This is a genomic window from Nocardioides montaniterrae (assembly GCF_054782655.1).
The window spans coordinates 186,732-211,656 of the sequence record NZ_BAAGSB010000004.1 but is presented as its reverse complement, the minus strand read 5'-3'; the positions used below and the strand labels follow the sequence as shown (position 1 = coordinate 211,656).

At 71.0% G+C, this 24,925-nt stretch carries 19 protein-coding genes; 6 read left to right on the top strand and 13 right to left on the bottom strand.

Annotated elements, in window-relative coordinates; genetic code table 11:
* Positions 1–44 precede the first annotated feature (44 nt).
* A complete protein-coding gene (locus tag ACYVJ3_RS08930) occupies positions 45–842 on the top strand; it encodes a deoxyribonuclease IV (RefSeq protein WP_460852535.1) in 798 nt (265 codons plus the stop codon).
* Positions 843–911: 69 nt separating this feature from the next.
* On the opposite strand, the gene ACYVJ3_RS08925 is transcribed toward ACYVJ3_RS08930, so the two are convergent.
* The 8 genes from ACYVJ3_RS08925 to ACYVJ3_RS08890 form a co-directional block, all read right to left on the bottom strand.
* Complete coding sequence (locus tag ACYVJ3_RS08925; RefSeq protein ID WP_460852534.1) at positions 912–1,529, bottom strand: sortase domain-containing protein; 618 nt, start codon at positions 1,527–1,529, stop codon at positions 912–914.
* Complete coding sequence (locus ACYVJ3_RS08920; protein ID WP_460852533.1) at positions 1,526–2,191, bottom strand: class F sortase; 666 nt, start codon at positions 2,189–2,191, stop codon at positions 1,526–1,528. The genes ACYVJ3_RS08925 and ACYVJ3_RS08920 overlap by 4 nt, the downstream gene beginning before the upstream one ends.
* Before the next feature lies 1 nt (position 2,192).
* A complete protein-coding gene (locus ACYVJ3_RS08915) occupies positions 2,193–3,278 on the bottom strand; it encodes a sortase domain-containing protein (RefSeq protein WP_460852532.1) in 1,086 nt (361 codons plus the stop codon).
* Positions 3,275–4,717, bottom strand: coding sequence for an FAD/NAD(P)-binding protein (locus tag ACYVJ3_RS08910; RefSeq protein ID WP_460852530.1), 1,443 nt, complete (start codon positions 4,715–4,717; stop codon positions 3,275–3,277). The genes ACYVJ3_RS08915 and ACYVJ3_RS08910 overlap by 4 nt, the downstream gene beginning before the upstream one ends.
* Positions 4,718–4,852: 135 nt before the next feature.
* Complete coding sequence (locus ACYVJ3_RS08905; protein WP_460852529.1) at positions 4,853–8,623, bottom strand: hypothetical protein; 3,771 nt, start codon at positions 8,621–8,623, stop codon at positions 4,853–4,855.
* A gap of 36 nt (positions 8,624–8,659) precedes the next feature.
* Positions 8,660–11,746 carry a hypothetical protein gene (locus ACYVJ3_RS08900; protein ID WP_460852527.1) on the bottom strand — a complete coding sequence of 1,029 codons (3,087 nt, stop codon included), beginning with the start codon at positions 11,744–11,746 and terminating at the stop codon, positions 8,660–8,662.
* Positions 11,747–11,902: 156 nt separating this feature from the next.
* Positions 11,903–13,033 carry a hypothetical protein gene (locus tag ACYVJ3_RS08895; RefSeq protein ID WP_460852525.1) on the bottom strand — a complete coding sequence of 377 codons (1,131 nt, stop codon included), beginning with the start codon at positions 13,031–13,033 and terminating at the stop codon, positions 11,903–11,905.
* 261 nt (positions 13,034–13,294) lie between these two features.
* On the bottom strand, positions 13,295–13,966 hold the full coding sequence (locus ACYVJ3_RS08890; RefSeq protein ID WP_460852524.1) for a TetR/AcrR family transcriptional regulator: 672 nt from the start codon (positions 13,964–13,966) through the stop codon (positions 13,295–13,297).
* 229 nt (positions 13,967–14,195) lie between these two features.
* Here ACYVJ3_RS08890 and ACYVJ3_RS08885 point away from each other — a divergent pair, with 229 nt between their 5' ends.
* On the top strand, positions 14,196–15,308 hold the full coding sequence (locus ACYVJ3_RS08885; RefSeq protein WP_460852523.1) for a lipid II:glycine glycyltransferase FemX: 1,113 nt from the start codon (positions 14,196–14,198) through the stop codon (positions 15,306–15,308).
* A 1-nt stretch (position 15,309) separates the two neighbouring features.
* Positions 15,310–16,368 (top strand): alanine racemase, encoded by a 1,059-nt coding sequence (locus ACYVJ3_RS08880; protein WP_460852522.1) that lies wholly within the window; start codon positions 15,310–15,312, stop codon positions 16,366–16,368.
* Here ACYVJ3_RS08880 and ACYVJ3_RS08875 read toward each other — a convergent pair.
* From ACYVJ3_RS08875 to ACYVJ3_RS08865, 3 genes are read right to left on the bottom strand one after another with little or no spacing between them, the layout of a single operon-like run.
* Positions 16,358–16,651 (bottom strand): hypothetical protein, encoded by a 294-nt coding sequence (locus ACYVJ3_RS08875; protein WP_460852521.1) that lies wholly within the window; start codon positions 16,649–16,651, stop codon positions 16,358–16,360. The genes ACYVJ3_RS08880 and ACYVJ3_RS08875 overlap by 11 nt on opposite strands.
* 13 nt (positions 16,652–16,664) lie before the next feature.
* Positions 16,665–18,074, bottom strand: a complete 1,410-nt coding sequence (locus ACYVJ3_RS08870) for a glycosyltransferase family 87 protein (RefSeq protein WP_460852520.1) — start codon at positions 18,072–18,074, stop codon at positions 16,665–16,667.
* Between the two features lies 1 nt (position 18,075).
* Positions 18,076–20,286 carry a transglycosylase domain-containing protein gene (locus tag ACYVJ3_RS08865; protein ID WP_460852519.1) on the bottom strand — a complete coding sequence of 737 codons (2,211 nt, stop codon included), beginning with the start codon at positions 20,284–20,286 and terminating at the stop codon, positions 18,076–18,078.
* Positions 20,287–20,518: 232 nt separating this feature from the next.
* On the opposite strand from ACYVJ3_RS08865, the gene ACYVJ3_RS08860 reads away from it, so the two are divergent.
* The 3 genes from ACYVJ3_RS08860 to ACYVJ3_RS08850 all read left to right on the top strand — a co-directional run bounded on the left by ACYVJ3_RS08860 (position 20,519) and on the right by ACYVJ3_RS08850 (position 22,897).
* Positions 20,519–21,088: a PadR family transcriptional regulator gene (locus ACYVJ3_RS08860; protein ID WP_460852518.1), complete on the top strand. Its 570-nt coding sequence runs from the start codon at positions 20,519–20,521 to the stop codon at positions 21,086–21,088.
* 17 nt (positions 21,089–21,105) lie between these two features.
* Positions 21,106–22,188 carry an inositol-3-phosphate synthase gene (locus ACYVJ3_RS08855; RefSeq protein ID WP_460852517.1) on the top strand — a complete coding sequence of 361 codons (1,083 nt, stop codon included), beginning with the start codon at positions 21,106–21,108 and terminating at the stop codon, positions 22,186–22,188.
* Between the two features lie 205 nt (positions 22,189–22,393).
* Positions 22,394–22,897 (top strand): hypothetical protein, encoded by a 504-nt coding sequence (locus ACYVJ3_RS08850; RefSeq protein WP_460852516.1) that lies wholly within the window; start codon positions 22,394–22,396, stop codon positions 22,895–22,897.
* A gap of 75 nt (positions 22,898–22,972) precedes the next feature.
* Here the strand turns inward: ACYVJ3_RS08850 and ACYVJ3_RS08845 are convergent, their stop codons facing one another.
* Both ACYVJ3_RS08845 and ACYVJ3_RS08840 read right to left on the bottom strand, forming a co-directional pair.
* Positions 22,973–23,437, bottom strand: coding sequence for an SRPBCC family protein (locus ACYVJ3_RS08845; RefSeq protein ID WP_460852515.1), 465 nt, complete (start codon positions 23,435–23,437; stop codon positions 22,973–22,975).
* A 20-nt stretch (positions 23,438–23,457) separates the two neighbouring features.
* On the bottom strand, positions 23,458–24,882 hold the full coding sequence (locus ACYVJ3_RS08840; protein WP_460852727.1) for a CCA tRNA nucleotidyltransferase: 1,425 nt from the start codon (positions 24,880–24,882) through the stop codon (positions 23,458–23,460).
* Positions 24,883–24,925: the final 43 nt, after the last annotated feature.

Here is a 24,925-nt window from a genome sequence, read left to right as displayed (position 1 = left end):
GCATCATTGCCCGTCCCGTCGGTGGCCGAAACTAGGCTGGCCGCATGAGCGAGCTGCGCATCGGTGCCCACGTCGACCAGACCGACCCCGTGGCCGAGGCCGCCGCCCGCAACGCGCCGCTCGTCCAGTTCTTCCTCGGCAACCCCCAGTCCTACAAGGGCCCCGTGATCTCGTACGCCGACGGCGCGACCGCGCTGCGTTCGGCGGCCGAGGCGGCGGGCGTCGACCTGTACGTCCATGCGCCGTACCTCATCAACGTCGCGACCACGAACAACCGCCAGCGGATCCCCAGCCGCAAGCTGCTCCAGCAGCACATGGACGCCGCCGCCGAGCTCGGCGCGAAGGGCCTGATCGTGCACGGCGGTCACGTCCAGGACGACGACGACCCCGCCAAGGGCTTCGACAACTGGCGCAAGGCGATCGAGGCGACCGACCTCAAGATCCCGCTGCTGATCGAGAACACGGCCGGCGGGACCAACGCGATGACCCGCTACCTCGACCGGATCAAGGGCGTGTGGGACGCGATCTCCTCGGCGGAGGGTGCCGACATGGTCGGCTTCTGCCTGGACACCTGCCACGCCCACGCGGGCGGCAACAAGCTGGAGACGATCGTCGACGACGTCCGCGCGATCACCGGCCGGATCGACCTGGTCCACGCCAACGACAGCCGCGACGACTTCGACTCCGGAGCCGACCGGCACGCCAACTTCGGCGCCGGGATGATCGAGCCCGACCTGCTCGCCCACGTGATCCGCGAGGCCGGTGCACCGGTCATCTGCGAGACGCCCGGTGGCGCCGACCAGCACGTCACCGACTTCGGCTGGCTGCGCGAGCGGCTCTGAGCCGCGCCTGAGTCGTGTGCGGCGGGGGCTCACCCCCGAGATGGGGAGCCCCCGCCGCTGGTCGTGGGGTCAGCCCGCCCTCGTCGCGAAGACGACCGCGTTGCCGATCGGGTCACCGCGGTGGAGCGGTCCGCCGACGCTGACCAGCCGCAGCTCCGGGCGGCCGACCGAGGCGAAGACCTGCGTCGCCGGCAGCTTGCCGCGCGGGTAGAACGCGATCTTGGTGACGCGGTACCGCACCGCGGCACCGTCGCGCCGGCGTACGACGATCCGATCCCCCGCGCCGAGGCGGTGCAGCTGCTCGAGCGCACCGGGCTCCCCGACCCGGCGCTCGATGAAGCCCGCCACCACGGAGACGCCGGCCTCGCCGGGGGTCACCGAGGTGGCATCCCAGCCGGCCGCTCGCAGCGGTGGAAGGGCGAGGTCATGGCCGCCGGCCGCCGCGCCGAGCCGCACGACCCGGACGTCGAGGTGCAGGCGCGGGATCCTCAGCCGGGTCGGCGGCGAGGCCGGCAGCGGCGCCGACGAGCTGGGCGCTGCCGACCCGGTCGGCTCCGGGGCAGGCTCCGCCTCAGCGGGGCGCGAGCCCTTGGCCCCGTTGATCAACCCGGCGACGAGCATCAGCGCCAGGCACGCCAGGAATCCGTACGCCGCGATGCGGTGCGTGCGTGAGTACGACGAGCTCATCTGCCCTCCCGAGGGGTTCTCTCCAGCCGATCAAGGTGCGCGAAGACGACGACGTTGGACTGGTAGCCGCCGTTGTCCCGCTCGTAGGTGCCGCCGCAGGTGATCAGCCGCAGCTCGGCATCACGGGTCTCGCCGTACACGGCGCGGGTGGGGAACGTCCTCTTCGCGTACGCCGCGACGCGGTCGACCGAGAACACGGCCGTCCTGCGGTCGCTGCGATCGACCTCCACCGTGTCGCCGCGGTGGAGCGCCGAGAGCGCGTAGAACACCGCCGGACCGGTCTCGGAGTCGACGTGGCCGGCGAGCACGGCCGGACCGACCTGCCCGGGCACCGGGCCGAGGTCGTACCAGCCGGCCGTGTCCGCCTGGGACAGCGGCGGGACCTCGAGCTCACGCTCGCTCGTCAGGCCGAGCCCCATCAGCCGGGTCCGTACGTCGATCCGCGGGATCGCCAGGCGGACCGGACGAACCTTCGGGCCGGCGCCAGCCCGGGGCGCGAGCCCTGCCTGCGCCGCCGTGTCCTTCGGCGGGGTCGGGACGGCCGGACCGCCCCGACCGTCCAGCAGGACCGCGACCACGACCAGCACCAGGAGGACAGCGCCCACCCAGCAGCCGGTGCCGGGCAGCCGGCGTACGGCGAGGTCGCGGTGCGCGGTCGTCATCTCAGCCCCTCATCGCCGTCGTGGTGACCGAGACCGCGTGGGCGAAGACGATGACGTTGCGCCCGGTCGCGGTGTCGTAGCTGATCAGGCGGGCCAGCGGCTTGAGCGAGCGGCCGTAGACCCGGCGCGTCGGGAACTGCGCGGGCGCCACCCGGTCGACCTCGTCCACGACGAAGGTGACCTTGCTGCCGTCGGCCCGTGTGGTGCTGAACCGCTGCCCGGCCTGCGCGGAGCCCAGCTTCGCGAAGACCCCCTTGGCATCGCCGATGAAGACGGCCGGTCCCCGCTGGCCGGGCGCGGCTCCCTGGGCGAACCACGCGGCGTGCTCGCCACGCGGGGTGCCGAGCGTGCCCTGGTTGGTCATCCGGACCTGGGCCGGCGCGTCGTCGACACCGACCGCCGCGAAGGACAGCCCGGTCGGCGTGACCCGCTGCCTGGTGTCCCAGGTCCGCGCACCGGCGACCGTCGCCAGGTGCGGTTGCGGCATCTCGGCGTCGTGTGCCACCGGGGTCTCACGGGCCGGTCGCTCGTGCGGTCCCACCAGCGGCGCGAGCAGCACCACCGCGGCGACCATCGCGGCGAAGCCGCCGAGGACCACGAGCTGCTGGCGGCTGGGTCGCGGCAGGCTCGGCGTACGACGGACGCGCGGAGCGCGTGCGACACCGGACCCGGGGCTCGCGGGCACGACCCGCAGCCCGCGGTGCTGCCAGCCGGGCAGGAACACCGCGAGCGGACCGCGACCGACCAGCCACGGCACGCCCCACGCCATCGCGAACAGCGCGCAGTAGTGCCCGAAGCCGATCCCGATGCCCAGCAGGTGCACGACCGGGTTGTCGATCAGGCCCTCGACCACGCCTGCCCCCAGGGCGAGCGGGGCGGGCCAGTCGCCCTCCCAGCGCCGCTGCTGGAGGGCGTGGTCCACGCACTCCCACCCGACACCGAGCACGGTCACGACACCGAGCACGAGCACCGCGGTGATGGCACCCAGCCCACCGAGCACGAGGCTCGCGAGCAGGGCCATGGGCAGGCCCACCACCACGGCGAGCAGCAGGCGGGTCTGCAGGCGACCCGCGAACGTGGGGGTCACAGCTCCCGCCCTCCCATCCAGCCGAGCCAGCCTCTGAGCGAGCGCAGCGGCCCGAGGCGTCGGCCGATCCCGGCCGCCGCCAGCTGATCGGCGATCGTGAGGGCGGCGTACTGCATGCCGGCGAAGGAGTCGACCGGCCCGTAGTGGCCGCCGCGCGCGGTGGCCCCGCTCGCGAACATGCGGCCCTCGCCGCTGGTGCCGCCGGTGACACCGAAGACCTCGTCCACGCGCAGGCCGCCGAGGCGGTTGAGGCTCACGTCGTTGAACCGGAGCAGGTCGGCGACGAGGCCGTGATGGTCGGCGCGCCGCTCCAGGCCGGTGGCGTCCAGGACGTGGTCGGCGGCGAGCGCCATCTCCTCGCCGTTCTCGAGCCGGACCGAGGCGACGACCTTGGCCCCGCGCGGCATGAACGACTCGACCTGGCCGACCACGGCGTCGTACCAACCCTCGTGCCGACCGCTCGCCAGGACCCGTTCGGTCTCTCCGTGGAACGGGGACGTGGTGGCCCCGAGCTGCTCGATGAGGCGGATCCGCTCGTCCTCGTCCTCGGTGGCACGGATGCGGTCGCCGAGCTCGCCGCCGTACGCCGACCGTGGGAAGTCGAGGTCCTGGCGGACGAACCCGAGGCCGACCGAGTCCTCCGGACGGATGTCGTCGGCGACCGGCCAGCGGCGCATCAGGTGCCAGACGTGGATGTCGGCACCGTTGACCTCGCGGGCCGCGCCGATGCGTCGCAGCAGGTTGGCGGCGGAGGTGCCGGCGCCGCGGACGACGACCGATCCGCCGGACGCCGCGAGGCTCTCGATGACGTCCTCGTGCTCCTCGTAGACGTGCCGCACCCGGCCGTCCTCGTCGCCGGTGCGGAACTCGTCGGCCTCCGGGGTGATCGTCGGGCCGGGGGCTCCGAGCGCGAGATGCACGTGGTCGCATTGCAGCGCGGCGAGGCGCCCGTCCTTGCGGCAGATGACGAAGTAGCCGCCGCCGGCGCGCTTGAACAGGTACTCGGCCTGGGCGACGACCGTCATCCGCGACCAGCCGATGCGGTGGCCCTCGCGGGTGACGGCGCTGTTCATCCGGCGCACGGTCGGCGTGTAGGGCTGCTTCGCGAGCGGTCGGCCGATCGCGCCCAGCAGCGGCTTCACCGAGCGGCTCGACCAGGCCTCGCCGGCGGCGTACCCCGGGAAGCCCCAGGGGTTGTCGATCCGCGCCCGCGAGTCCGAGCGGAGACGGTCGTCGAGGAAGAGGCCCGACGACGTGCTGCGCTCCAGGAACGCGCCGACGGGTTGGCGGTGCGCGCTGACGACGGCGATGTCGCCGGCCGGTACGCCGCCGATGCGGAGCCGGTCGACCAGGGCGAACGAGCCGAGGCCGCCGCCGATGCTGACGACCTTGACCTGGGTGACGGGGATCTTCTGCGCGGCGAGCTGCTCCTCGCTCACGAGGCGTTCGGCCGGGTCGCCGTTGCCCACATCCGTGGTTTCCAACGTGGTGCTCAAAGGACTGCCTTTCGGTGGCAGGAGAGGAAGGTCGGTGTGGTGCGGCGGCGCCGACCGCCGCACCACACCGACCTGCGCTCAGCGACGTACGCGCTGACGGGACCGCGCGATGGCGACGGACGCACCACCGGCGAGGAGGAGACTCCAGACCCACGGCGACTCGTCGGAGCCCCCGTCGTCCTGCGCCTTGTCGGCCATGCCGCCGCCACCGGCGGCAACTGCGCCGGCCGGCATCGGGAAGGCACCCAGCGACGGGTTCACGAACTGCGAGATCGGGCCGGGTACGCCGGAGCTCACCGGACCGACCTCCCCCGCCAGACCGCTGACGTCACCCAGCGCGACGGTGCCAGGGGCAGGCGCCCCCGCACCCACCGCGCTGATCACGCCACCGGGGCTCTGCGCCGGGGCCGTGCCCTGGACGCGGAGGGTCTGGTGGCTGACCGTGCGCGACCCATCGGGCTGCACCGCGGACACGACGATCGGGCTGGCCTGCACACCCCGCTCCGGCGTGAAGCGACCCATGCAGGTCGCGCTCTCGCCGGGCGCGAGCTCGGTGCTCGAGCAGGACGTCGACTCCCCGGCCGCCGTGCCGCTGACACCGGTGACCGTCCGGTCGCTGGTGTTCGTGACCGTGAAGGAGACCGTCTGCGGACGGTGCGCCGCGACCTGCACCGCGCCGTTCGAGGCCGACTGGCCGTTGACCTCCGCCGTGCTGATCTTCAGCACCGGAGAGGCCGAGTCGCCGCTCCCGGCGGTCGGACCGTCGGTGGTGCTGCCAGGCGTCGTCGTGACCGGGATGTTCTGGCCACCGATCGTGACCGTCCCGTCCGGGTTCACCGGGTACGTCGTCCCGCCGACCGTGACCGTCCCATCCGGGTTCACCGGATACGACGTCCCCCCGACCGTCACCGAACCGGGCGTCGTCGAACCAGGCGTCGTCGAGCCAGGCGTGGTCGAACCAGGCGTGGTCGAACCAGGCGTGGTCGAACCAGGCGTGGTCGATCCGGGCGTGGTCGATCCGGGCGTGGTCGATCCGGGCGTGGTCGAGCCAGGCGTAGTCGAGCCAGGCGTGACCGGGATGTTCTGGCCACCGATCGTGACCGTCCCGTCCGGGTTCACCGGGTACGTCGTCCCGCCGACCGTGACCGTCCCGTCCGGGTTCACCGGATACGACGTCCCCCCGACCGTCACCGAGCCAGGCGTCGTCGAGCCAGGCGTGGTCGAACCAGGCGTGGTCGAACCAGGCGTGGTCGAACCAGGGGTCGTCGAACCAGGCGTGGTCGAACCAGGCGTCACCGGAATGTTCTGGCCACCGATCGTGACCGTCCCATCCGGGTTCACCGGGTACGACGTCCCGCCGATCGTGACCGAGCCACCCGACACCGGGTACTCGACGCCACCGACCGTCACCGAACCCGACGGCGTCGAGCCAGGCGTGGTCGAACCAGGCGTGGTCGAACCAGGCGTGACCGGGATGTTCTGGCCACCGATCGTGACCGTCCCATCCGGGTTCACGGGGTACGACGTCCCGCCGATCATGACCGAGCCACCCGACACCGGGTACTCAACGCCACCGACCGTCACCGAACCCGACGGCGTCGAGCCAGGCGTGGTCGAGCCAGGCGTGGTCGAGCCAGGCGTGGTCGAGCCAGGCGTGGTCGAACCAGGCGTCGTCGAACCAGGCGTCGTCGAACCAGGCGTCGTCGAACCAGGCGTCGTCGAACCAGGCGTCACCGGAATGTTCTGGCCACCGATCGTGACCGTCCCATCCGAGTTCACCGGGTACGACGTCCCGCCGACCGTGACCGAGCCACCCGACACCGGGTACTCAACGCCACCAACCGTCACCGAACCCGACGGAGCCGAGCCAGGCGTGGTCGAACCCGGCGTGGTCGAACCGGGCGTCGTCGAACCAGGCGTCGTCGAACCAGGCGTGGTCGCACCCGGGGTCGTCGAACCCGGCGTTGTCGAACCAGGCGTGGTCGAACCCGGCGTGGTCGAACCCGGCGTGGTCGAACCCGGCGTGGACGAACCAGGCGTAGACGAACCCGACGTCGTCGAACCGGAGGGCATCTGGGCCGTGCAGCCGCCGGGCGGCGTACCGGGGGTCCATGCGCTGACCGGGTAGGTCATGTCACCGATGGTGACCGTGCCGTCCGGGTTCACCGGGTAGCTCACCCCGTCGACCATGGCCGACGTACCGCTCACCGGGAAGTTCGCCCCGTTGACCGAGATCGAGCCGGTCGGCGTCGGCGCCGTGGCATCCGGCGTCTGGGAGACCGGCGTCGTCGAACCCGGTGAGGTCGAACCCGGTGAGGTCGAACCCGGCGAGGTCGAACCCGGCGTCGACGGCGTGACCGAGTAGGTCATGTCGCCGATCGTGACCGTGCCGTCCGGGTTCACCGGGTAGCTCACCCCGTCGACCAGGGCCGAGGTACCCATCACCGGGTAGCTCCCACCGTTGACCGAGATCGACCCGGTCGGAACCGACGAGGAGCCGACCGGCGTGGTCGAACCCTGCGTGGTCGAACCCTGCGTGGTCGAACCAGGCGTGGTCGAACCAGGCGTGGTCGAACCAGGCGTCGTCGAACCAGGCGTCGTCGAACCAGGCGTCGTCGAACCAGGCGTCGTCGAACCAGGCGTCGTCGAACCAGGCGTCGTCGAACCACTGACACCGGTCACGTAGCCGTAGCCCGTGGTCGACTTGATGCCGGCGGGCGTCGTACCGGAGACCGTGATCGGGACGACCTGGTCACCGGCGTCCGGCGTGAACGGTTCGGAGCAGACCGTGGAACCACCGGGTGCCAGCGCGGTCTCGTCGCACGTCATCGATCCCTGGGGCGTGTGCGCCTGCAGGTCCGCGACGTTCGCGGTCCCGGTGTTGGTCACCGGCACCGAGAGACTGCCCGACTGCCCGGCCGGCGCCTGCGCCGTCTGCGGAGCACCCGCGGCCATCCCGTCGAAGATGGGAGTACCGCTGGTCACGACGCAGTCGCACGCGTTCGAGAGCGCGTCGGCGGGCTGAGCACCCGGAACGGCGTCCGGACCGACCGGGTCGGGCCCGGCGGCAGCGGCCGACGTCGTCCCCGTGAGGTACGCCGTACCGCTGGTCCGCGTGGTGCCGTCGGCGTTGATGCCCGACACCGTCACCGGAACGGTCTGGGCTCCGACGACGGGCGTGTAGCTGCCGCTGCACGTGGTGTCGCCGCCGGCGCCCAGCTGGGCGTCGGTGCAGGCCAGCGAACCCTGCGGCGTCGTCGCCGTGAGGTTGCTGATCGTGCCGTCCGAGCTGTTGTAGACCGGGATGGCGAGGTCGGCGGGCTCGCCGGCCGGAGCCGAGGCGACGCCCGGAGCACCCGCCGCCGTCTGGTTGACGGTGGGGGTCTGCGAGGTGATGTCGCACTCGCAGCCCGATCCGCTCGCGCCCGACGACGCGGCGAGCGTCGCGGTGTCCTGCCGTCCCGACTGGATCCCGCTGGGGCGCGGGACCGAGGCCACCGCCGACGCCGCCTGGGCGTCGGCGGCAGGCGCCGGGGCAGCCGGCTCCGCAGGAGCGGGCGCCGGAGCCGCAGGCGCCGGGGCGGCCTGCGCCTGGATCGCCGGCGACACGGAGACCTTCGGGACGGCGTACGTCGGAACCTGCCGGCCGCTGAGGCTGCTGGCGATGCTGTTGACGGTGTCGGACAGGCTTCCGGTTGCGGGCGTGCTCTTCAGCAGCTGCGTGACGGGCTGGAGAAGACTCGGGTCATTGTTCGCGGGCGTGGTGGTCCCGCTGTCGGCGTGGGCGACGCCCACACCGACAGCGAGGAACCCGCCGACGAACAAGCCGGCCTCCACTGACCGCCTCATCCATGGATTCATCTCACTTCACCTTTCCCGAGGTACTCATGCGCCCGGCGCAGCGTCGGAGCCGCCGCAGGTGCAGAGCGTGTAGTCGAGCGACTTCGTGCTGGTCGTGGTGTTGCCGTTGACGTCGACACCGGTGAAATCGACCTTCACCCGGTTCTGGCCCGACTGCGGGGCGATCCCCACGGTGCAGGTCGTGGACTCACCGGGCTGCAGCGAGGACTTCGCGCAGCTGACGGAGCCGTTCGGCGACGTCGCGGTGAGGGTGCGGATCGGCGCGTTGCCGGTGTTGGTCACCTGGAAGGCGACCTTCGCCGGGGCGGTCGAGTGGAACGTGTACCGGACCACCGGGTTGGCCGCCTGGCCGTTCACCGACACCGAGCTGCCGGCCGCGATCTTGCCGGCGGCCGGGGCCTCACCGGTGTACGACGCCGCGCAGGTCTTGGCCATCTGCTGGCCGTTCTCGTTCGACGCGACGATGTTGAACCCGACCGAGTTCAGGCCGGTCCCGGCCGGAACGGTGTAGGTCAGGTACGCCGTCTGACCGGGCTGCACCGCCCCTACCGGCGTGGTCATGTGGCCGCCGTCGGAGGTGATGCCGGACAGGTGCGTCAGCGGCAGGTTGCCCGTGTTGGTGACCGGGACCCTGAACGTCACGCTCGAGCCCTTCTGCACCGAGATGCCGGAGCTGCCGCCGTTGACCGTCGTCTGGCCGATGGTGAAGGCGACCTTGCCCTGCTGCGCAGGCGCCGGGGTGGGCGCCGGGGCAGGAGCCGGCGCGGGCTCCGGTGCCGGAGCCGGGTTGGGCTCGGGTGCCGGGGTCACGGAACCGGGTGTCGTGGTGGACGGAGTGGTCCCGGCCGGGGTGCCGCCCTGCGGGCTGCCCGGCTGCTGGGTGCCCGGCTGCTGGGTGCCCGGCTGCTGGGTGCCCGGCTGCTGGGTGCCCGGCTGCGGAGTAGTCGCCGGAGCCGAGGAACCGCCGAGGACGCTGCCGACGACCGGGAGGCTGCCGAGGGAACCCAGCCCGGGCAGCGAACCGGAGGTCTGGGTGGATCCGCCCGGCGTGGTCGAACCCGGGGTCGTCGAGCCCGGGGTCGTCGAGCCCGGCGTGGTCGAGCCCGGCGTGGTCGAACCCGGGGTCGTCGAACCCGGCGTGGTCGAACCCGGCGTGGTCGAACCCGGCGTGGTCGAACCCGGCGTCGTCGAACCCGGCGTCGTCGAACCCGGCGTCGTCGAACCCGGGGTCGTCGAACCCGGCGTCGTCGAACCCGGCGTGGACGAACCCGGCGTGACGGACTCGACCGGCTGGCCGGTGGCCGAGGAGAGCACGCCGCCCACGACGGGGAGCGAGCTCAGCAGGTCGGCACCCGGGAGCGAGCCGCTGGACGGCAGCAGACCGCCCTGGCTACCACCCGAGATCGGACCGGTCAGCTGGTTCACCGGCAATGCGCTGGTCAGGCCAGAGAGCGGCGAGGACGAGTTCGGGTCACCGGTGGTCGAGCCCAGGATCGGGAGCGAGCTGGTCAGGCTTCCGAGCGGCGACGAGCCCGGCGTGGACGAGCCCGGCGTGGACGAGCCCGGCGTGCTCGAACCCGGCGTCGACGAGCCCGGCGTGGACGAGCCCGGCGTGGACGACGAGGTCGACGTCTTCACTGGGTAGGAGACCCCGTCGATGGTCACCTTGCCGTCGGTGACGGGGTACGGCATGCCGTTGACGGTGACGGTGTCGTTCGGGGCGACCGTGTACTGCTTGCCCTTGATCGTGACGGTCTGGACCGGGACGTTGTTCTGCGCGCCGAGCAGGTCGGCGACGAGCGGGCCCACGGTCGGGATCTGCGAGGTCGGCAGCCCGCTGAAGAGGCCGGCGGTCGGCAGGCCCGCGGTCAGGCCACCCGTGGGGAGGCCACTGGTGAGCGTGCTGCCGCTGGTGCCCGGCAGGCCCGGCAGACCGAGCGACTGCAGGGTCTGCAGGTTGTCGGTGATCTTGAGGACGTCGAGGATCGACACCGGGTCGTTCATCTTCGAGAAGACCGTCGTCGCGAGCGTCCGGAAGACGTCGAAGTTCTTGCCGGCGAACTGCAGGTACTCGTCCGGGGTCATCACGGTGTTGAACCCGAGGCGCTTGGTGACCTCGTCGACGCGGAGCGTGTTGTAGAGGTAGTCCGAACCCAGCAGCTTCGGCAGCGACGGGACGTTCGGCATGACCCGCTGGGCGAGGTTCATGACCTTCTCGGGCGTGGGCAGCCGGTCGAGGTTGAGCCTGCCGGTCTTGACGTCGATCGGCAGACCCATGCCGCCACAGCCGGTGAGGAGGGTGACGTAGTCGGTTCCGTGACCGCGGACGTGGGTCGGGTTGAAGATCGGGATCCAGCCGAGCGGGCCCTGGTAGATGTTCACGACCGGCATCTGCGAGTTGCCGATCGCGCCACTGGCCAGCGACAGCATCAGGTTCTTGTACGACGGATCCGTGTGATAGGTCAGGAAGTGCGACATGCTGCCGAGGACCGGGATGCCGTCCTCGTTCTTCCACATGTGCTGGAGGAAGAAGTCGCACATGTCGCCGCCTCCCTTCTCGGTCTGGTCACCGGTGGAGTGCGGCATCTGGTTCGGGTCGGTCGAGGTCTGCTCGGCCGGAGCGCCGGCGAGCAGTCCGCCGCTGAAGATCATCGGCGCGTTCGCCACGAACTTGCCGATGACCGGGAGGCTGCCGCCCGGCATGGATGCACTGAGACCGGAGAGGCCTCCGAGGCCTCCGGGCGCAGAGGTCGTGGACCCGGTGCTCGCCGGCGTGGTCGTCGGAGAGGTGGTGGTCGACGTCGTGGACGTCGACGTCGTGGTGGGGGCCCCGGTGGTCGAGGCGGAGACGGAGGTGGACGACGCGGTGGCGTCGACGGTGGGCGCCGCCATCAGGCCGCTGGCGGCAGCGGTCGAGGCCACGCCGAGGGTGGCTGCGAGGACCACGCCGGGGGCGATGATCGATCGGGCGGCGCGACGAGCGCGGACGACCGAGATGTCGTGGACGTAGGTCTGCGCCGCCTTCGGCGTCAGTGGGGTGGCGAGCCCGATCGGCTGCCAGTTCGCGGGTGCTTCACCGCGGTCGTACGCGTTCCGAGACGTGATGGACATGTCACTACTCCTGTTTCAGGTATCGCTTCGGAGGAAGTCGGTGCTACGAAGGACGGAGCGAGAGGGCTCCTGCGAATGCCGTCGCCGGGCGCCACCGAGAAGGTGGGCGGAGCGAGGTCGACGGCCCCGCGTCAGGACGACGCGGGTGACGCGGGCTCAGTCAGGTGAGAAGCCCGGGTCGACCAACGGAGTGCCCGGCCGAGGCCCGGCGACGGTGACGGCGGGACTGCCGATCACCATGACTGCACGGAACGCGAAGGTGCCAGCCACCTGGGTGAGCTCGTGCGAGCCGGTGGATCCGCTCGATGCGGGGCCCGGGGTGGAACCCGCAGCGGCACCGACTGCACCCGGCACCGGAACCGCGGAAGCGGTGACGATGCCCGGAGCGGACTGAGCCGCGAGGACGGCGCCGGCGGTCTCCGGCGGCGCAGAAGGTACGCCGGCAGCCGGACCGTCCAGCGCGGCGAAGGCGCCGGGGGAACCGGCGGCGAGACCCGGACGAGCACCGAGGACGAGCAGGTCGCTCAGGTGCGCCGCGGGTGAGTCGACGGAGGAGGTGCCGGCACCGGCCGGCGAGCTCGCACCGGTCGGGGACCCGACGGTCGGCGTACCGGCGCGGCCGCCGGCGAGCGGCGCGAGGACGGTGCCGAGGGCGACGCTCGCCTGACCCAGCGTGGTGTCCAGGCTCGTGCCCAAGGACGAGACCGAGGAGCCGACCGCGTCTACCACCGCGGTGCCCGTGTCGCGCAGGAGCGCGGTCATCGAGCCGACGACCGGCAGCGGGGCGGTCGCGTCGGCGACCATGTCGACGGCACCGTCCGCGGCCTGGGCCGCGGCGCCGAGGACCGGGGCGAGCGCGTCGTGCAGCGAGGGCAACCGGACCGGCTCACCCTGCGAAGGCTGGGCGGCGGCCGGGGTCGTCGTGGCGAGCGTGCTCGCCAGGGGCGCGGTCACGTGATGGGTAAGCGTGGAGGCTGGGCCGTGGGCGGCCGGCACGTGCGGCGTGGGAACCGGAGTCGCCTGGTGGGCGTCGCTCGCGTGGGCGAGCAGCGGGTGCAGCAGCGAGCCGGTCAGGTCGAGCAGACCGTGCACCAGACCGGGCCGGGCGGCCGGGGCCGCCTCACAGCTCGGGCGGTCGCAGTCCTTGGCATTGGCCGAGCTGCCGAGCAGCAGGACCGCGACGAACGACAGGCCGAGCAGCACGAGGAGCCGGCACGCGGTCCGGGCCGTGCGGCCCCCGCGTACGCCGGCCCGACCGCATGATGCGGTCGCCGCGACTGCTCCCATGTCGTCACCGTCCTGATCGGCGACACCCTCCGTGTCGCGTCATTCCCCGAGGAACCTCAGTCGGTGGGATCGGCGCGGGAGGCGCGTGGCCTCCCTCCCCCCGTCACCGCGACCGCGATCCCCCAGGATCCGCGGCATCGGTGACCGGGACTTGGATATTCAACGAATATCCGCGTCCCTGTGAGAATTCTTAGTCCCGAAAATTCGCGGTGTCTAGACCATTTCAGGAATTAATGGGAATTGTTTCCCGTCCGGCCACTTTCACCGCACGGACAGCTCGGCGTCGATCACCGAGGTGAGCCGGCCGACCTCTGGGCCCAGCCCCAGACGGGGCAGCCAGTCCACGACGTTCTCGCGGAACAGCACCCCGTTCGCCACCAGCTCGGCCTCGACGTACCCGGTCACCTCCAGGGTGATGATCCCGATCTGCGAGGCCCCGACGCGGGTGTGCAGCCACTCCAGCTCGGCGGACCAGTCGGCCTCCCGGCGTCCCGACCTACCGCCCGGGGGCGGGCGTCGTACGGCCCCTGCCGGAGCGGGAGGTACGTCGAACCCGCGGTGTGCCCACAGGTCGTGCAGGAGCGTGCCGAGGTAGTTGTCGGAGGCCTCACGCAGGCTCAACGGCTGCTCGCCCCCGCTGCGCGGATGCGCCACCAGCAGGCGGAACTCACCTCCGTGGCGCAGGGCCCACTGCCGGTAGCCCGCCCAGCCGGCGACCCACCGCGCGCCCGGATCGCCGGCCGGGTAGCGCGCGACGTCGGACTCGACCTCGCGCACGGCCTCGGCGTCGACGGTCTCGGCGACCAGGTCGATCAGCTGGCGGCGGCTGGCGACGTACCGGTAGAGGGCCGGCGAGCTCATCCCGATCGCATCGGCGATTCCGCGCAGGGCCAGCTCACGACCTTCGGCCAGCTGGAGCCGCGCCGCGGCCACGATCTCTTCATAGGTGGCTGCCCGACGACGGTCACGCCTGGTTGTCGACAAATTGATCGCCTTTCCGAGAACAAGTGCGATTCACGCTCAAATGCGAGCACCATTAACAGTAGTTATCAAGCGCCCACGCGGTCATTCGATATCTCAGCAGGTGATGACCGGCGCCCGGCACCGCGCCGGGCGTCGAGGCGCGCGGCGGCGACGGCCCGTCACCGTTTAGCCTTGCCCCATGCCTCTCGTGCGCCCGATCTCCCCGACCGAGCACCACGACTACCTGGCGGGCCTGCCGTCGGCGAGCTTCCTCCAGACGCCGGCGTGGGCGAAGGTCAAGAGCGAGTGGCGGGCCGAGTCGCTCGGTTGGTACGACGACGCGGGCACCCAGGTCGGTGCGGCACTGGTCCTCTACCGCCAGCTCCCCAAGCTCCGGCGCTACCTCGCCTACCTGCCCGAGGGCCCGGTCATCGACTGGGACACCGAGGACCTGGCGGCGTACCTCGACCCGATGGTCGCCCACCTCAAGAAGCAGGGTGCCTTCGCGGTCCGGATCGGTCCGCCGGTGGTGACCGCCCGCTGGTCGACCGAGCAGATCAAGCAGGGCATCGCCGACCCCGCGATCGACCTGCTCTCGCAGATCCCGCCGTCCGAGCGCAGCCCGCAGGGCGCCCGCACCGTCTCCCAGCTGGCCCGGCTCGGCTGGCGGCACCAGGGTGTCGACGGCGGCTTCGCCGCGGGCCAGCCGCAGTTCGTCTTCCAGGTCCCGCTCGCGGGCCGCACCGAGGACGACGTGCTCAAGGGCATGAACCAGCTCTGGCGCCGCAACATCAAGAAGGCCGCCAAGGAGGGCGTGGAGACCAGCCGCGGCACGCGCGCCGACCTGCCGGCGTTCCACGAGCTCTACGTCCACACCGCCGAGCGCGACCACTTCACCCCGCGACCGCTGTCCTACTTCGAGAAGATGTACGACGCACTCACGGCCGAGGATCCCGAGCGCTTCGTGCTCCACCTGGCCCGCCACGAGGGCGACCTGGTGGCGAGCACGATCGCGATCCGCGTCGGCCAGCACGCCTGGTACTCCTACGGCGCCTCCTCCACGATCAAGCGCGAGGTGCGCGGCTCCAACGCGATCCAGTGGGCGATGATCCGCGACGCGCTCGCCGCGGGCGCGACCGTCTACGACCTGCGTGGCATCACCGAGACCCTCGACGCCGACGACCCGCACGTCGGCCTGATCCAGTTCAAGGTCGGCACCGGCGGCCAGGCCGTCGAGTACGCCGGTGAGTGGGACCTACCGATCAACCGACCTCTCTACAAGGCCTTCGAGATCTACATGGGGCGTCGCTGAGATGTCCCTGACGCTCACCGTCGACGGCCCCCGCTGGCGCGCGCACCTCGAGCAGGTCGCGGCCGCCAACCCCGGTCTGGTCCCGGTGGCGAAGGGCAACGGCTACGGCCTGACCCTCGCGCGCCTGGCCCGCCGCGCGACCTGGCTGCGCGAGCGCGGCCACGACGTGACCGCCGTCGCCGCCGGGACGTACGCCGAGGTGCCGCAGCTCGCGCTCCGCTGGGACGGCGACATCCTCGTCCTCACGCCGTGGCGTCCCTGGGTCGGCCAGCAGCGCCCCGACCTGATCCACACGATCAGCCGGCTCGAGGACCTCCGCGCGATCCTCACCGCCGACCCCACGGCACGCGTCGTCCTGGAGCGGATGACCAGCATGCGCCGCCACGGCCTGTCCGCCGAGGACCTGTGGGCGGCCGGCGCCCTGCTGCGCGAGCATCCCGGCGCTCGCGTCGAGGGCCTCGCGATCCACCTCCCGCTCGCGGCCGGCGGCCACCTCCCCGAGGTCGACCGGCTGGTCACCGACTACGTCGGCGCCGGCGTGCCCGGTCGTCACGCGCGCACCATCTGGGTCAGCCACCTCACCCCGACCGAGCTCGACACGCTGCGCTCGACGTACGCCGACTTCACCATCCGTCCGCGGATCGGCACCGCGCTCTGGCTCGGTGACCGCGGGGCGCTGTCGGTCACCGCGACCGTGCAGGACGTGCACCCGATCCGGCGAGGCGAGAGCTTCGGCTACCGCGGCCGCACCGCGCCGAGGGCCGGGCACCTGCTCGTCGTCAGCGGCGGCACCGCCAACGGCATCGGCCTGGACGCCCCGACCGGCGACCTGTCGCCGCGCGCCCGGGCGGCCACCGTCGCCAAGGGCGGTCTGGAGGCGATGGGGCGCGCGCGCTCGCCGTACTTCCTGGACGGCCGCCAGCTCGCGTTCGCCGAGCCCCCGCACATGCAGGCGTCGATGTTGTTCCTGCCCGGCGCCGACGTCCCGCAGGTCGGCGACCGGATCGATGTCCGGGTCCGCTACACCGCGACGGAGTTCGACGAGATCGTCATCTCCTGACCCGCCGCGGCCTGACCAGTCGCAGGATCGGCTCGGCGAGGAGCAGGACGGCCCAGAGACCGAGGCCGAGGAAGAGGTCGAGCACCAGCTGCGACCGGTGTGGATCCAGGTCCGCCATTCCGCCTCGATCGAGAGGCGTGCTCAGCAGCAACAGGTAGTCGACCAGGCAGGCCAGCGGCAGCCCGACCAGCCACAGCGCCATCGACCACCACGAGCCACGTCCCGACCACACCCGCACGGCATGGATCACCCACGCGACGATGCCGAATCCGACGATGAGCACCTGTCGCCTGCGGCTACACCGCGACGGGCTGGGACGAGATCGCGATCGACGGCTGCGCCGCCGGGGCCGGCTCCGGCCGGAACATCTCGCGGATGATCATCACCGCGAGGTAGACCTCACCGGCGACGCGGACCACGATGCCGAGCCAGTAGAAGCCGGCGTTGCCACCGCCGTCCGGCGAGAGGTAGCCGCCGAGGAACCACCAGATCGTGCAGAAGTAGTAGACCTCGCATGCCTGCCAGACGATCTGGTCACGCCAGCGCGGGCGTGCGAGCGCCGCCAGCGGCAGCAGCCACAGGACGTACTGCGGCGAGTAGACCTTGTTGACGATCAGGAACCCGGCGACGACCAGGAACCCGAGCTGGGCGAAGGTGACCCGCTTCGCGCGCAGCCCGAGCACCAGCACGACCAGGCACCAGGCGCCGAAGAGCGCCCAGGACCACACGTTGATCGTGTGGGCCGACGTACCGCCGCCGCGCGCCTGGTCCAGGACCTGCCACAGCGAGCCCAGGTCGGCACCGCGGCTCGAGTTGAAGTGCCAGAACACCTTCCACTGGTCCGGTCCCGAGAGGTACGCCGGCGCGTTCGCCACCAGCCACGCGACCGCAGCACCGAGGACCGAGGCGACCAACGCCGCCCAGCGGCGCTGGCGGATGCAGAGCACCAGCAGCCCACCGAGCAGGAACAGCGGATAGAGCTTGGTCGCCGTGCCGAGGCCGATCAGGACGCCGGTCAGCAGCGGCCTGCCGCGCGACCAGCTCCACAGCGCGCCGGCGACCAGGGCGACCGAGATCAGGTCCCAGTTGACCAGCCCGGTGAGGGCCAACGCGGGTGAGAGCGCGAAGATCGCGGCGTCCCAGGGGCGACGGCGGTCGACCTTGGCGAGCAGCCACGCCGCCAGCAGCGCCAGTGCGGCGAAGCCGACCGCGTTGACCAGCGTGAAGATGGTCAGCTCCTTCTGCACCGAAGGATCGCCCCACAGCCGGTCGACCGGTTGGGAGGCGCGTGCGTCGACGTCCGGCGAGCCGTTGAGCCAGTGGGTCACCCAGGCGGTTCCCCAGGCCCAGTAGGAGATCCCGACCGGGTACTCCATGACCTCGTAGCGCGCCCGGGTCTCGGTGTCGCCGGAGTAGGGCCAGGTCAGCTCGGCGAACCCGCGTGGGACGTACAGCGGGCGCAGGTCAGTGTAGCACATGTGGGAGTAGGTCCAGTTCTGGTCGTGACCCTGCGCCAGCGCGCACGGCGCCTTCTGGACCAGTCCCAGGCTGAACACCACCGCGGTCAGCAGCAGCACGACCTTGGTCGGCGTCCACCAGCGGTGGGGACGGGCGTGGTCGCCCATCGGCCCACCCACCACGTCGCTGAGGGCGGCGACGACGCCGTCCTCACGCGTCGGGTGCACCTGCGGACCCGCACCGCTCATGTCAGCCTGCCGGCGGCGGTGGGTTCGCCCCGCCCGGCTTGTTCCCCGGAGGAGCTGTCGTGCAGAGGTTCTTCGGGTCGTTGGGGCACGGGTCGCTCTTGTCCGGGATCCCGTCGCCGTCGCTGTCCTTCGGCGTCGGCGTCGGAGGCGCGCTCGAGGTGGTCGGCGCGGCCGACGAGGTCGCCGCGGACGTCGAGTGCGTCGCGGTCGCCGACTTGGTCGGGGTCGCCTTCGCGGTGCTCTTGGTCTTGGTCGGCTTCGGAGGGACCGGAGCGTGACCGGCGTCAGGCGCCGTGCCGTCGACGAACGCCGGCGGCGGGAAGCTCTCGACCGGCAGGCCCTCCAGCGCCATCCGCATGATCGCGGTCCAGGTGCGGGCCGGGTAGTCGGCGCCGAAGTACGACGGCAGCCAGCCGTCGAGCTGCTCGTTGCCCTGGCCGCGGACGTACATCACGGCCGTCGCGAGCTGCGGCGTGAAGCCGGCGAACCACGCCGAGTCGACCTGGTCCTTGGCGTTGGTCGCCGTGCCGGTCTTGCCGGCGGCGGGACGACCGAGCGCCAGCGCCGCCGTACCGGTGCCGTGCTGGACGACCTGCTGCATCGCGTACGTCGTGTCCGCGTCGATGTCCTCGGGGATGGCCCGGTGGGTGCTGACCTTGTGGTGGTACCGGACGTTGCCGTCGCTGTCGACGACCTTCTCGATGATGTACGGGTCGGCGGCGACACCGTGGTTGGCGATCGTCGCGTAGGCGTTGGCCATGTTGATCGGGCTGACCGTCTGCGAACCCAGCGCGATGCCGGCGTTCGCCTCCTGGCCCGGCGAGTGGTCCGGGAAGCCGTACGGCGGGTGCGCGGGCTCGGCCGGCGGGATGCCCGCGGCGTTGATCAGCGCCTTGATCTTCTCGGGCCCGTCCGGGATCGACATGGTGAGGTCGGCGAACGCGGTGTTGATCGACTCCTCGAGCGCCTTGAGCAACGGGACGTGCGCGCCGTACGGCGTGTGGCCCTCGTTGTTGACCTCGTGGCCGTCCGCGTAGGTGTAGGGGCCGTTGCCCTGGAAGGTGTCCTTGAGCGAGAAGCCCGCCTTGAGGCCGGCCGCCAGCGCGAACGGCTTGATCGTCGAACCGGCCTGGCCGCCGGCGATCGCCCAGTTGAGCTGGGACTGCAGGTAGTCCTGGCCGGCGTACAGGCCCCGTACGGCGCCGGTGCCCGGCTCGACCGAGGCGACACCGATGTGCAGGTGCTTGGGCCCGAAGCCGGCCGGACGCTGCTCCTCGACGCCCTTCTCGTCCGCATCCATCGCGGCCTTGGTGAACGTGGTGGTGACCTGGAGGCCGCCCCCGTCGATCTCCTCCTCGCTGAAGCCGAGCCGCTCCAGCTCGGACTTGACCATCGTGAGGATGTGGCCGCGCTGGCCGCCGTACCGGTCGCTGGTCTTGATCTTGGGGAACTTCGGCAGGTGGTTCTCGGCCTTGTCCGCCTTGGTGGGGTCGGCCGTGCCCATCGCCACCATGGAGCTCAGCACCTTGTTGTAGCGGTCGAGCAGGTTGGCCTTCTCGGTCGCACCCTTGGCCGGGTCCATGTAGTTGGGGTTGTTGATCATCGCCGCGAGCGCTGCGCACTGGCGCAGGTTGAGCTTCTTGGCCTCGGTGTTGAAGTAGGCGTGCGCGGCGGCCTGGATGCCGTAGGCGCCGCGGCCGAAGTACACCGTGTTCAGGTAGCCCTGCAGGATCTCCTGCTTGGACTGCTGCTGCTGGATCTTCAGCGACAGGATCGCTTCCTTGACCTTGCGCTTGATGCTGCGCTCCTGGGTCAGGTACAGCAGCTTCACGTACTGCTGGGTGATCGTGGAGGCACCCTGGGTGGCGTTGCCGGAGGCATTGCTGAACAGCGCCCGGATGATGCCCTTGGGGTCGATGCCCTTGTCGGTCCAGAACGAGCGGTTCTCGATCGCGACGACGCCGTCCTTGATCGCCTGGGGCATCTCCGCGAGCGGGATCGCCGTACGGTCCTGGACGGCGAAGTCACCGAGGTCGGTCTTGCCGTTGGCGTAGTAGACGTGCGTCGTCTGGGTCAGGTACGCGCTGTTCGGGTCGGGGATGTCGATCGACTTGTAGGCGATGATGAAACCGACGATGCCGACCAGGCCCAGACACAGCAGCGGGATGACGATGAAGTAGACGAACGAGACCCACCGAGGGGTGCGCTTCAACCACGACTTCCCACCCTTGCGGGTGGCGCCAGCGCGACCCTTGGCGCGGCTCCCGGCCTGACGACGTACTCCACAAGGTGCAACCACGGCCCTCAGCGTACGCAGGGGCGCCAGGACACGTCTCATCCTCCTCGGGCCACGAGCGGGCCGCGCGCGCCTGCCCGCCACCTCCGGGACACTCCCGATCCATCGAAAGTTCCCGTTTCCCGGATATATCGATACGATAGGTCGCATGGCTAGGCGCGGCGACACCATCGAGCTGGCGGTCCTCGGACTGCTGCACGAGGGACCCATGCATGGCTACGAGCTGCGCAAGCGGCTCAACCTGATGCTGGGCTGGGGTCGACTGCTGTCCTACGGCTCTCTCTACCCGGCGCTGAAGAAGATGCTTCGCAGCAACCTTCTCGAGGAGGTCGGCGCCAGCGCCGTTCCCTCCTCGCGGCGCCAGCGCATCACCTACCAGCTGACCGACTCCGGGCGGGCGGAGTTCTCCCGCCTCATGTCCGAGGTCGGTCCCGCTGCGTGGGAGGACGACAACTTCGACATCCGCTTCCGGTTCTTCTCCTCCACGGACATGGAGATTCGGCTGCGTGTGCTCGAGGGCCGTCGCTCACGCCTCCAGGAGCGTCTCGATCGGGTCCAGCGCGAGCTGGCGATGACGCAGAAGGAGGTCGACCGCTACGCCACCGAGCTGCAGAGGCACGGTGTCGAATCGGTCGAACGCGAGGTCCGCTGGCTCTCTGAGCTGATCAATGCCGAGCGTGGTGCGGGCACCACGTCCGCCACCACCACAGAAAAGTAAGTAAGGAAGGAATCCCCATGGGTTCGGTTCGCGTAGCAATTGCGGGCGTCGGCAACTGCGCCACGTCCCTCATCCAGGGCGTCGAGTACTACAAGGACGCCGACCCCAACGGCACGGTTCCTGGTCTGATGCACGTGCAGATGGGCGACTACCACGTCAGCGACGTGGAGTTCGTCGCCGCGTTCGACGTCGACGACCTGAAGGTCGGCAAGGACCTGTCCGAGGCCATCAACGCCTCCCAGAACAACACCATCGCGATCTGCGAGGTCCCGACCCTGGGTGTGGAGGTCCTGCGTGGACCGACCCTGGACGGTCTGGGCAAGTACTACCGGATGACCATCGACGAGTCGCCCGCCGAGGCGGTCGACGTCGTCCAGGCGCTCAAGGACGCCCAGGTCGACGTCCTCGTCTCCTACCTCCCGGTGGGCTCGGAGGAGGCCGACAAGTTCTACGCCCAGTGCGCGATCGACGCCGGCGTGGCCTTCGTCAACGCCCTCCCCGTCTTCATCGCCTCCGACCCGGTCTGGGCCAAGAAGTTCGAGGACGCCGGCGTCCCGATCGTCGGCGACGACATCAAGTCCCAGGTCGGCGCGACCATCACGCACCGCGTGATGGCCAAGCTGTTCGAGGACCGCGGCGTCATCCTGGACCGCACGTACCAGCTGAACGTCGGCGGCAACATGGACTTCAAGAACATGCTCGAGCGTGAGCGCCTGGAGTCCAAGAAGGTCTCCAAGACCCAGGCCGTCACCTCCAACCTGACCGGCCCGCTGGCCGGCCTGGTCGACAGCAAGAACGTCCACATCGGCCCGTCCGACTACGTCGCGTGGCTCGACGACCGCAAGTGGGCCTACGTCCGCCTCGAGGGTCGCGCCTTCGGTGACGTCCCGCTGAACCTCGAGTACAAGCTCGAGGTGTGGGACTCCCCGAACTCGGCCGGTGTCATCATCGACGCCGTCCGTGCCGCCAAGATCGCCAAGGACCGCGGCCACGGTGGCCCGATCCTGCCCGCGTCGGCGTACCTCATGAAGAGCCCGCCGGTCCAGATCGAGGACACCCTCGGTCGCCAGCAGCTCGAGGCGTTCATCAAGGGCGAGTGATCATCGTCGGTTGAGTAGCCGCGAGCGCTAGCGAGCGGCGTGTCGAAACCGACCGAAGGGCCGGTCTCCCAGCAGGGAGGCCGGCCCTTCGCGCATCCGCTCCACGTCGCTGGGCCGCAGGAGGGTTGACACCGCTCGGAACGGGGCAGTTGAGTGGCTGAATCGCTGTCGAGGGATGGCGACCAACTCTGGGAGCGGATCCACCATGAACAATCCCCTGATCGCACGCTTCGGCGTGATCGGCTCAGCTGCGCTGCTGCTGATCTCGAGCTTCCTGCCGTGGTACCACGCCAGCGCGGACGGCCTCGGTTCGGCCAACCAGAACGGCTGGCACAACTTCGGACCCGTGGTCTTCGTCCTGGCGCTGCTCCTCATCGCCTACCAGGCGGTCCGTGTCGCCGGAGTGCTGCCGCTCGACGACGCCAAGGCCGACCTGATCACCGTCGGCCTCGCGGCCGCCACCCTGCTCTGCGGCGTCCTCTTCGTGATCATGCGGTTCGCCGGTGCCGGCGACCCGCCCGAGGTGTTCGGCATCTCCGCGTCGCCCGGCTGGGGCATGTACATCGGCATCGTCGCCCTCATCGCCCTGGGCGTCACCGCGTTCGCCGCGTTCAAGGCCGGCAACGCGATGGCCGGCCTGAAGAGCCTCCAGGCGCAGGGCGGCAACACCCCGCCGCCCCCGCCGCCGGCCCCGCCGGCCGCTCAGTGAGCTAGCCACGTACGACGAGAGGGTCGGTCTCCCACCGGGAGACCGACCCTCTTGCCGTGTCGGTGGTCGCGGGTCCTACGCCTCGGCCTCGGCCTTGAGGCGGACCAGCGTGGTGCTCATGCCGGCGAGGATCTCCTCGTCGAACTTCTCCTGCCCACCCATGGCGAGCTTCTGGGACCAGGCCGAGATGGGCGAGAGGCCGTCGGGCGCCGTACGCGTGTGGCGGACGTGGGTGCCGCCGTCGGCGGTCGGGCTGAGCTCGAAGGCCCAGTGCAGCCAGTTGTCGGCGACCCGGAAGGCGATCTCCCGCTCCGGCTCGACGACGGTGACCTTGGCGACGGTGGGCCACCGCTTCCAGCCGCTGCGGTTGACGTTGATCATCCGCGCACCGGGCACCACGGCCCCGCCGCGAACGACGGTCTTGACGACCTGCGGGCTCCAGCTCGCCATCCGCGGCAGGTCGGAGACCATGGCCCAGACCTGGGCGGGCGTGGCGGCGATGTCGATCTCAGCTTCGAGGGGCTTGGCGTCGTAGGACATGACGCACACGCTAGCGACGGTCAGCCGCGGCCGGCCCACCACTCCTGGAGGGCGGCGGTGGCGGCGGCCTCGCTCATCGGTCCGTTGTCCAGGCGCAGCTCGAGCAGGAAGCGGTAGGCCTCGCCGACCTCCCGGCCCGGCCCGATGCCGAGGATCGCCATGATCTGGTCGCCGTTGAGGTCCGGGCGGATGGCCGCGAGCTCCTCCTCGCCGGCCAGGCGCTCGATCCGGGCCTCCAGGTCGTCGTACGTCCGGGCCAGGCGCTCGGCCTTGCGCTTGTTGCGGGTCGTGCAGTCGGCCCGGGTGAGGATGTGGAGGCGCTCGAGCTCGTCACCCGCATCACGGACGTAGCGGCGTACGGCGGAGTCGGTCCACTCACCGGTGCCGTAGCCGTGGAAGCGCAGGTGCAGCTCGACGAGGCGGCCGACCTGGTCGACCTGGTCGTTGCTGAACTTCAGCGCCTTCATCCGCTTGCGGGTGATCTTGGCGCCGACCACGTCGTGGTGGTGGAAGCTGACCTTGCCGTCGGCCTCGAAGCGGCGGGTACGCGGCTTGCCGACGTCGTGCATGAGGGCTGCGAACCGGGAGACGAAGTCCGGCTCGTGCCCGCGCTCGCGCTCCAGGTCGATCGCCTGCTCGAGGACGGTCAGGGTGTGGTCGTAGACGTCCTTGTGGGAGTGGTGCTCGTCGCGCTCGAGCTTGAGCGCGGGCAGCTCGGGGAGGACGTGCTCGGCCAGGCCGGTCCCGACCAGGAGCTCCAGGCCCAGCCGCGGGTACGGCGCGCAGATCAGCTTGACCAGCTCGTCGCGCACGCGCTCGGCCGAGATGATCTCGATCCGGCCGGCCATCTCGGTCATGGCACGGACCACGCCCGGGTCGACGGTGAAGCCGAGCTGCGCGGCGAAGCGAGCGGCGCGCATCATCCGCAGCGGGTCGTCGGAGAACGACCGCTCGGCCGTGCCCGGCGTACGGATCACGCGGTGCGCGAGGTCGACGACCCCACCGAACGGGTCGACGATCTCGCGGCCGGGCAGCCGCACGGCCATCGCGTTGACGGAGAAGTCGCGGCGACCGAGGTCACCGGTGAGGCTGTCGCCGTACTCGACCTCGGGCTTGCGGCTGTCGGCGTCGTACGCCTCCGAGCGGTACGTCGTCACCTCGACGACCCACTCGCCCTTGCGGCAGCCGATCGTGCCGAAGTCGCGGCCCATGTCCCACCACGCGTCGCCCCACCTGCGCAGGATCTTGTCGGTGACGTCCGGGCGCGCGGACGTGGTGAAGTCGAGGTCGTTCGAGCGGCGTCCGAGCATCGCGTCCCGGACGGGGCCGCCGACCAGGGCGAGCTCGTGGCCCGCTCGCGCGAACAGCTCGCCGAGCTCGTCGACGACCGGACCGATCCGGTCCAGCTCGGCGGTCACGGCGGCCTGGACGTCGACCAGGCGCAGCGGCTCCCCGGGCACGGGCAGGTCGGCGTCACTCACGGGGCGT